We start from the raw sequence: 9,072 nt of genomic DNA, 5'->3' as shown, positions 1-9,072 counted from the left end.
AGGGCGGATAAGGCGTTCACGCCGCATCCGCCAATAAATAATAACTAACAGGGAGTAAAGGCGATGGGAATTAATGAAATCATCATGTACATCATGATGTTCTTTATGCTGATAGCTGCCGTAGACAGGGTTCTGTCGCAGTTCGGCGGTTCAGCGCGTTTCCTCGGTAAATTCGGTAAAAGCATTGAGGGATCGGGCGGCCAGTTTGAAGAAGGCTTTATGGCAATGGGCGCTCTGGGTCTGGCGATGGTCGGTATGACCGCGCTTGCGCCTGTACTGGCACACGTACTTGGGCCGGTAATCATCCCGGTTTACGAAATGCTCGGCGCAAACCCGTCAATGTTCGCCGGAACACTGCTGGCGTGCGATATGGGCGGCTTCTTCCTCGCCAAAGAACTGGCGGGCGGCGATGTGGCAGCGTGGCTATACTCTGGGTTAATTCTCGGGTCGATGATGGGGCCAACGATTGTGTTTTCCATTCCGGTGGCGCTTGGCATCATCGAACCGTCTGACCGCCGTTATCTCGCACTCGGCGTGCTGGCCGGTATTGTGACCATTCCGATTGGTTGTATCGCCGGTGGTCTGGTGGCGATGTATTCCGGTGTGCAGATCAACGGCCAGCCGGTGGAATTTACCTTCGCGCTGATCCTGATGAATATGATCCCAGTGATCATTGTCGCGATTCTGGTGGCGCTGGGGCTGAAATTCATCCCGGAAAAAATGATCAACGGTTTCCAGATCTTCGCCAAATTTCTCGTGGCATTAATCACCATCGGTCTTGCCGCTGCGGTGGTGAAATTCCTGCTTGGCTGGGAACTGATCCCCGGTCTTGATCCCATCTTTATGTCTCCTGGCGACAAACCCGGCGAAGTGATGCGCGCCATTGAAGTGATCGGATCGATTTCCTGCGTTCTGTTGGGGGCGTACCCGATGGTGCTGCTGCTGACCCGCTGGTTTGAAAAACCGCTGATGAGTGTCGGTAAGTTGCTGAATATAAACAATATTGCGGCGGCGGGTATGGTGGCGACGCTTGCCAACAATATCCCGATGTTCGGCATGATGAAGCAGATGGATACCCGCGGCAAAGTGATCAACTGTGCCTTCGCCGTTTCCGCTGCCTTTGCCCTGGGCGACCACTTAGGTTTCGCCGCTGCCAACATGAACGCCATGATCTTCCCGATGATTGTCGGCAAGCTGATCGGCGGTGTTACGGCGATTGGCGTGGCGATGATGCTGGTGCCAAAAGAAGATGCGACCACGGCTAAAACCGAAGCGGAGGCGCAATCGTGAACACTCGCCAGCTACTGAGCGTCGGTATCGATATCGGCACCACCACCACCCAGGTGATCTTCTCCCACCTGGAACTGGTTAACCGTGCGGCAGTGTCGCAGGTGCCGCGTTACGAATTCATCAAACGCGAAATTAGCTGGCAAAGCCCGGTGTTCTTTACCCCTGTCGACAAACAGGGCGGATTAAAAGAAGCGGAACTGAAAACTTTAATCCTTGAGCAATATCAGGCTGCGGGCATTGCACCGGAGAGCGTCGATTCCGGTGCCATTATTATCACCGGCGAAAGCGCGAAAACCCGCAATGCCCGTCCGGCGGTGATGACGCTCTCTCAATCGCTGGGCGATTTTGTCGTCGCCAGTGCCGGACCGCATCTCGAATCGGTGATTGCCGGGCACGGTGCCGGAGCGCAAACACTCTCTGAACAACGGTTATGTCGGGTGCTGAATATCGATATCGGTGGCGGCACGGCGAACTACGCCCTGTTCGATGCCGGAAAAATCAGTGGAACTGCCTGCCTCAACGTCGGCGGTCGGCTGCTGGAAACCGACTGCCAGGGGCGCGTGATTTACGCTCATAAACCGGGGCAGATGATTGTGGATGAGTGCTTCGGCACAGGCACTGACGCCCGTTTACTGACCGGTGCGCAGTTGGTGCAGGTTACCCGGCGGATGGCGGAACTGATTGTCGAAGTGATTGAAGGAACGCTCTCGCCGCTCGCGCAGGCATTGATGCAAACCGGTTTGCTGCCCGCAGGCGTTACGCCCGAAATCATTACTCTTTCTGGCGGCGTGGGCGAATGTTATCGCCATCAGCCCGCTGACCCGTTCTGTTTTGCCGATATTGGGCCGCTGCTGGCAACAGCGCTGCATGACCATCCGCGCCTGCGTGAGATGCGCGTGCAGTTTCCGGCGCAAACCGTGCGCGCCACGGTGATTGGCGCGGGTGCGCATACCCTTTCGCTCTCTGGCAGCACTATCTGGCTGGAGGGCGTGCAACTGCCGCTGCGCAATTTGCCGGTGGCGATCCCGATTGATGAAACGGATCTGGTGAATGGCTGGCAACAGGCGCTGATTCAGCTCGATCTTGATCCCAACTCTGACGCGTACGTGCTGGCGCTTCCCGCCGGGCTTCCCGTGCGTTACGCCGCGGTACTGACGGTCATCAACGCGCTGGTCGATTTCGTCGCGCGTTTTCCGAATCCGCATCCCCTGCTGGTGGTGGCCGGGCAGGACTTTGGTAAAGCTCTGGGCATGTTGTTGCGCCCACAGCTACAACAACTCCCGTTGGCAGTCATTGACGAAGTGATTGTTCGCGCGGGGGACTATATCGACATTGGTACGCCTCTTTTTGGCGGATCGGTTGTGCCGGTGACGGTGAAATCACTCGCATTTCCTTCCTGAGGGAACGACTTATGAAACTAAAGACCACATTGTTTGGCAATGTTTATCAATTCAAGGATGTAAAAGAGGTGCTGGCGAAGGCCAACGAACTGCGTTCGGGGGATGTGCTGGCGGGGGTTGCGGCAACAAGCTCGCAGGAGCGGGTAGCGGCAAAGCAGGTGTTGTCGGAAATGACCGTGGCGGATATCCGCAATAACCCGGTGATTGCCTATGAAGAAGACTGCGTGACGCGGCTGATTCAGGATGACGTTAACGAAACGGCCTACAACCAGATTAAAAACTGGAGCATCAGCGAGCTGCGTGAGTACGTCCTGAGCGACGAAACCAGCGTTGATGATATTGCCTTTACCCGTAAAGGGCTGACCTCGGAAGTGGTCGCGGCAGTGGCGAAGATTTGCTCTAACGCGGATCTGATCTACGGCGCAAAGAAAATGCCGATTATCAAAAAGGCCAATACCACCATCGGTATTCCAGGCACTTTCAGCGCCCGTTTGCAGCCAAACGATACCCGTGATGACGTACAAAGTATCGCCGCGCAAATCTATGAAGGGCTTTCCTTCGGGGTAGGCGATGCGGTGATCGGCGTCAACCCGGTGACGGACGATGTGGAAAACTTAAGCCGCGTGCTGGACACCATCTACGGGGTGATCGACAAATTCAACATTCCGACTCAGGGCTGCGTGCTGGCGCACGTCACCACCCAGATTGAAGCGATTCGTCGCGGCGCACCGGGCGGGCTGATTTTCCAGAGTATTTGTGGCAGCGAGAAAGGGCTGAAAGAGTTCGGCGTGGAACTGGCAATGCTGGACGAAGCCCGCGCAGTGGGCGCAGAGTTCAACCGTATCGCCGGGGAAAACTGCCTCTACTTCGAAACCGGACAAGGTTCTGCACTCTCCGCTGGTGCCAACTTCGGTGCAGATCAGGTGACGATGGAAGCGCGTAACTACGGGCTGGCGCGTCATTACGATCCGTTTATCGTCAACACCGTGGTCGGTTTTATTGGGCCGGAGTATCTCTACAACGACCGGCAGATTATCCGTGCGGGCTTAGAAGATCACTTTATGGGCAAGCTGAGCGGCATTTCTATGGGCTGTGACTGCTGCTACACCAACCACGCTGACGCTGACCAGAACCTCAACGAAAACCTGATGATCCTGCTCGCTACCGCAGGCTGCAACTACATCATGGGGATGCCACTGGGTGACGACATCATGCTCAACTACCAGACCACGGCGTTCCATGACACCGCTACTGTGCGTCAGTTACTGAATCTGCGTCCGTCACCGGAGTTTGAACGCTGGCTGGAAAGCATGGGCATTATGGCAAACGGTCGCCTGACCAAACGGGCGGGCGATCCGTCACTGTTCTTCTGATGACGCGGAGATAACACATCATGGATCAAAAACAGATTGAAGAAATTGTACGCAGCGTGATGGCGTCAATGGGACAAGCGGCCGCCGCGCCGTCAGAAGCAAAATGCGCCACCACAACCTGTGCAACACCGGTGACCTCGGAAAGCTGCGAGCTGGATTTAGGTTCTGCTGAAGCGAAGGCGTGGATTGGCGTTGAAAATCCGCATCGCGCAGACGTATTAACCGAACTGCGCCGCAGCACCGTGGCCCGCGTCTGTACCGGTCGTGCCGGTCCGCGTCCGCGTACCCAGGCGCTGTTGCGTTTCCTGGCCGACCACTCGCGCTCTAAAGATACGGTGCTGAAAGAGGTGCCGGAAGAGTGGGTGAAAGCGCAGGGGCTGCTGGAAGTACGTTCTGAAATTAGCGACAAAAACCTTTATCTGACGCGCCCGGATCTGGGACGTCGTCTGTGTGCGGAAGCCGTCGAGGCTTTGAAAGCGCAATGTGTCGCCAATCCTGACGTGCAGGTCGTTGTCTCCGATGGTCTGTCTACGGATGCCATCACTGTGAACTACGAAGAAATTCTGCCGCCGCTGATGGCGGGCTTGCAACATGCGGGGCTGAAAGTCGGCACGCCGTTTTTTGTGCGTTATGGTCGCGTGAAAATTGAAGACCAGATTGGCGAGCTTCTTGGCGCGAAAGTGGTGATCCTGCTGGTGGGCGAACGTCCGGGGTTAGGGCAGTCAGAGAGCCTCTCCTGCTACGCCGTTTACTCACCGCGTATGGCAACTACCGTGGAGGCCGATCGCACCTGTATCTCTAACATTCACCAGGGCGGCACGCCGCCGGTTGAAGCCGCAGCCGTCATTGTGGATTTGGCGAAACGTATGCTGGAGCAGAAAGCATCCGGCATCAACATGACCCGATAAGGAGGCATCATGCCAGCTTTAGATTTGATTCGACCGTCGGTCACTGCCATGCGGGTGATTGCCTCCGTTAACGCTGATTTTGCGCGTGAACTGAAATTGCTGCCGCATATTCGTAGCCTCGGGCTGATTTCCGCCGATTCTGATGATGTCACCTACATTGCGGCTGATGAAGCGACAAAACAGGCGATGGTTGAAGTGGTGTATGGTCGCTCGCTGTATGCCGGCGCGGCGCACGGCCCGTCACCGACTGCCGGTGAAGTATTGATTATGCTCGGCGGGCCAAACCCGGCGGAAGTGCGTGCCGGTCTGGATGCGATGGTCGCGCATATTGAAAACGGCGTGGCGTTCCAGTGGGCGAACGATAAGCAAGATACGGCATTCCTCGCTCATGTGGTTTCGCGTACCGGTTCTTATCTCTCTTCCACTGCAGGCATTACGCTCGGTGATCCGATGGCGTATCTGGTGGCACCGCCGCTGGAAGCGACCTACGGCATTGATGCTGCGTTGAAATCTGCTGATGTGCAACTGGTGACTTATGTTCCGCCACCGTCAGAAACCAACTATTCAGCGGCATTTTTGACCGGTAGCCAGGCAGCGTGTAAAGCGGCCTGTAACGCCTTTACTGATGCAGTGCTGGAAATCGCGCGTAATCCAATCCAACGTGCGTAACGGAGGTTGCCGATGAACAATGCACTGGGTTTGTTGGAAGTTGACGGCATGGTCGCCGCAATCGATGCGGCAGATGCCATGCTGAAAGCGGCAAACGTGCGTCTGCTCAGTCATGAAGTGCTTGACCCCGGTCGCTTAACGCTGGTGGTGGAAGGCGATCTGGCGGCGTGTCGTGCAGCGCTGGATGCCGGTTATGCCGCCGCAATGCGTACCGGGCGAGTTATCAGCCGCAAGGAAATTGGTCGACCTGATGATGACACCCAGTGGCTGGTTGCTGGCTTTAACCGACAGCTAAAGCAACCTGGCGCGCCAGCGATCGTCACGGAATCTGCCGACGAGTTGTTGGCGTTGTTAACATCAGTACGTCAGGGAATGACGGTCGGAGAAGTTGCCGCCCACTTTGGCTGGCCGCTGGAAAAAGCCAGAAATGCGCTCGAACAGCTCTTTTCTGCCGGGACGTTGCGTAAACGCAGTAGTCGTTATCGTCTCAAGCCCCATTAACCTGTCGGAGGTGCCGGGTGTCATATAACACCCGGCATTAACATCATGAAAAAGACCCGTACAGCCAACTTGCACCATCTTTATCATGAACCCTTACCCGAAAATCTGAGGCTCACGCCGAAGGTTGAAGTGGATAATGTTCATCAACAACAGACAACAGATGTCTATGAACATGCTTTGACAATTACCGCCTGGCAGCAGATTTATGATCAACTGCATCCGGGAAAGTTTCATGGTGAATTTACGGAAATCCTGCTTGATGATATTCAGGTTTTCCGTGAATACACCGGTCTGGCGCTGCGCCAGTCGTGTCTGGTCTGGCCGAACTCATTCTGGTTTGGTATTCCGGCGACGCGCGGTGAACAGGGATTTATCGGTTCGCAATGTCTGGGAAGCGCAGAAATAGCTACGCGGCCTGGCGGCACTGAGTTTGAATTAAGTACGCCGGACGATTACACCATTCTTGGCGTGGTGATCTCGGAAGATGTCATTTCCCGTCACGCAAACTTTCTGCATAACCCGGAAAGGGTGCTGCATATGTTGCGTAATCAGTCGGCGCTGGAAGTGAAGGAGCAGCATAAAGCCGCACTGTGGGGCTTTGTTCAACAGGCGCTGGCGACGTTTTGCGAGAACCCGGAGAACTTACATCAATCCGCTGTGCGTAAAGTGCTTGGCGATAACTTGTTGTTGGCGATGGGAGTGATGCTGGAAGAAGCGCAGCCAATGGTGACGGCGGAAAGCATCAGTCATCAGGGCTATCGACGATTGCTTTCCCGCGCCCGCGAATATGTGCTGGAGAATATGTCCGAACCGGTAACGGTGCTGGACTTGTGCAATCAACTGCACGTCAGTCGCCGCACCTTACAAAACGCATTTCACACTATTTTGGGCATTGGCCCGAACGCGTGGCTGAAACGCATTCGCCTGAACGCCGTGCGCCGCGAGCTGATAAGCCCGTGGTCGCAAAGTCTGACGGTAAAAGACGCCGCCATGCAGTGGGGATTCTGGCATCTTGGGCAATTTGCGACGGATTATCAGCAACTGTTTGCCGAGAAGCCATCACTGACGCTGCATCAGCGGATGCAGGAGTTAGGGTGATGAAATTACACCCAATCCCTGACCTGAATAAATTCACTCAACGCCGCCTCCGGGCTGCTTTCTTCCGGTTGATAATCGTACTCCCAGCGTACCAGTGGCGGCATTGACATCAGGATTGATTCGGTGCGCCCGCCGGTTTGTAAGCCAAACAGCGTACCGCGATCCCAGACCAGGTTGAATTCGACATAACGACCGCGACGGTAGAGTTGGAAATTGCGCTCGCGCTCGCCATATGTCATTGCTTTACGTCGCTCAACAATCGGCAAGTATGCGTCGGCGTAACCTTTGCCTACCGCCTGCATAAAGGCGAAGCAGTGGTCGAAGTCTGGCGTGTTCAGGTCATCAAAGAACAGCCCGCCAATGCCGCGCTGTTCATTGCGATGTTTAAGGTAGAAGTATTCGTCGCACCACTTTTTGTAGCGTGGATAAACATCTTCGCCAAATGGCAGGCACAGGTCGCGGGCGGTGCGGTGCCAGTGAATGGCGTCTTCTTCAAAGCCATAGAAAGGGGTTAAGTCAAAACCACCGCCAAACCACCAGACGGGATCGACACCCGGTTTTTCGGCAATAAAAAAGCGCACATTGGCGTGGCTGGTGGGAACATACGGATTATGCGGATGCACTACCAGCGATACACCCATCGCCTCGAAACTGCGCCCGGCAAGTTCCGGGCGATGAGCAGTGGCAGAAGCGGGCATCGCGTCGCCGTGGATGTGAGAAAAGTTGACGCCCGCCTGTTCGAAAACACCACCATTACGCAACACCCGGCTACGCCCGCCGCCACCAGCTTCGCGCTGCCAGCTATCTTCGGCAAACTGTGTGCCATCTACGGCGCTCAGTTGCTGGCAAATTGTATCCTGAAGGTTGAGCAGGAACTGTTTAACCTGGTGTGCGTCGGGCTTCATAACTTACCGTTTTTTCGAGTGTGCTTTCTGGTTGTCAAACCAATGGAAATAACTGATCACGCCTTCGGCAATGGCAGAGGCGATTTTCTGACGAAACGCCGCCGTGCCTAACAGTCGCTCTTCTTCCGGGTTGGTGATAAATGAGGTTTCCACCAGCACCGAAGGAATCGACGGTGATTTCAACACCACAAACGCGGCTTGTTCGGTGTTGCGGCTGTGCAGCTTATGCACTGGTTTAATCTTCTTCAGAATATGCGAGCCAAGCGTCAGGCTGTTTTTAATGGTATCTGTTTGCACCAGATCAAACAGCACTTGCTGCAATAGATGATCCCTGTCAGTCGCTTTTTTCCCGGCGACTTCATCAGCGCGGTTTTCGCGTTCCGACAAATATTTTGCCATCGCACTACTCGCGCCACGGTTGGAGAGGGCAAAGACCGATGCCCCCGCGGCTTTCGGGTTGGTGAAGCCGTCGGCGTGAATTGACATAAACAGATCTGCGCCATGCTTATGGGCGATTTCAACGCGATCGTACAGTGGAATAAACGTATCGCCAGAACGCGTTAAACGCGCATCAATGCCATGATTGCGCAAAATAGAACGGACATTTTTGGCGATTGCCAGCACCACGTGTTTTTCTTTTGATCCGTTGCGACCAATCGCACCGGTATCAATCCCGCCGTGACCTGGATCGAGAACGACTACCCGTTTGCCTCCGGCTTTTTTGGCTTTCGGCTTACTGTGTCCGTTACTGGTTTTTAAAGGTTCTTCTTTGGCGATGGCTTGCGACATTCCTGACAACGTCAGGGCAGCCAATCCGGCTTTCAGCACCTGGCGGCGCGAAGTGAGTGTTTTTAGTGGTTTAAAAGTGCTCATACGGCCTGAGTTGTAATAATAAAGTTCCAGATGTTATATCGTATCGCGTAATCCG

General features: G+C 55.0%; 9 protein-coding genes. 7 read left to right on the top strand and 2 right to left on the bottom strand.

What is annotated here, in order from left to right:
* The first annotated feature begins 63 nt into the window (after positions 1-63).
* The 7 genes from eutH to eutR are packed head-to-tail and all read left to right on the top strand — an operon-like array spanning position 64 to position 7,239.
* The gene (gene eutH, locus A1WG_RS18765; RefSeq protein WP_001516844.1) at positions 64-1,290 is read left to right on the top strand and encodes an ethanolamine utilization protein EutH; all 1,227 of its coding nucleotides are present in this window, start codon (positions 64-66) and stop codon (positions 1,288-1,290) included.
* On the top strand, positions 1,287-2,690 hold the full coding sequence (gene eutA, locus A1WG_RS18770; protein ID WP_001097493.1) for an ethanolamine ammonia-lyase reactivating factor EutA: 1,404 nt from the start codon (positions 1,287-1,289) through the stop codon (positions 2,688-2,690). Before eutH ends, eutA begins: the two co-directional genes overlap by 4 nt.
* A gap of 11 nt (positions 2,691-2,701) precedes the next feature.
* Positions 2,702-4,063 carry an ethanolamine ammonia-lyase subunit alpha gene (gene eutB, locus A1WG_RS18775; RefSeq protein ID WP_001516843.1) on the top strand — a complete coding sequence of 454 codons (1,362 nt, stop codon included), beginning with the start codon at positions 2,702-2,704 and terminating at the stop codon, positions 4,061-4,063.
* Positions 4,064-4,083: 20 nt separating this feature from the next.
* Positions 4,084-4,971 carry an ethanolamine ammonia-lyase subunit beta gene (eutC, locus tag A1WG_RS18780; protein ID WP_001516842.1) on the top strand — a complete coding sequence of 296 codons (888 nt, stop codon included), beginning with the start codon at positions 4,084-4,086 and terminating at the stop codon, positions 4,969-4,971.
* A gap of 9 nt (positions 4,972-4,980) precedes the next feature.
* Entirely contained in the window at positions 4,981-5,640 is a 660-nt protein-coding gene (gene eutL / locus A1WG_RS18785) for an ethanolamine utilization microcompartment protein EutL (protein ID WP_001516841.1), read from the top strand.
* 12 nt (positions 5,641-5,652) lie between these two features.
* On the top strand, positions 5,653-6,141 hold the full coding sequence (gene eutK, locus A1WG_RS18790) for an ethanolamine utilization microcompartment protein EutK (protein ID WP_001516840.1): 489 nt from the start codon (positions 5,653-5,655) through the stop codon (positions 6,139-6,141).
* A gap of 45 nt (positions 6,142-6,186) precedes the next feature.
* Positions 6,187-7,239, top strand: a complete 1,053-nt coding sequence (gene eutR, locus A1WG_RS18795) for an HTH-type transcriptional regulator EutR (protein WP_001516839.1) — start codon at positions 6,187-6,189, stop codon at positions 7,237-7,239.
* 5 nt (positions 7,240-7,244) lie between these two features.
* Here eutR and hemF read toward each other — a convergent pair whose 3' ends face one another.
* Together hemF and amiA are read right to left on the bottom strand one after the other, a co-directional pair.
* Positions 7,245-8,144, bottom strand: coding sequence for an oxygen-dependent coproporphyrinogen oxidase (gene hemF, locus A1WG_RS18800; protein ID WP_001516837.1), 900 nt, complete (start codon positions 8,142-8,144; stop codon positions 7,245-7,247).
* A 3-nt stretch (positions 8,145-8,147) separates the two neighbouring features.
* Positions 8,148-9,017: an N-acetylmuramoyl-L-alanine amidase AmiA gene (amiA, locus tag A1WG_RS18805; protein WP_000102900.1), complete on the bottom strand. Its 870-nt coding sequence runs from the start codon at positions 9,015-9,017 to the stop codon at positions 8,148-8,150.
* Between the last annotated feature and the right edge of the window lie 55 nt (positions 9,018-9,072).

It is taken from the genome of Escherichia sp. KTE96 (assembly GCF_000408525.1).
GTDB lineage: Bacteria > Pseudomonadota > Gammaproteobacteria > Enterobacterales > Enterobacteriaceae > Escherichia > Escherichia marmotae.
The sequence above is the reverse complement of the archived record's forward strand: the minus strand, read 5'-3'. Positions and strand labels throughout refer to the sequence as shown.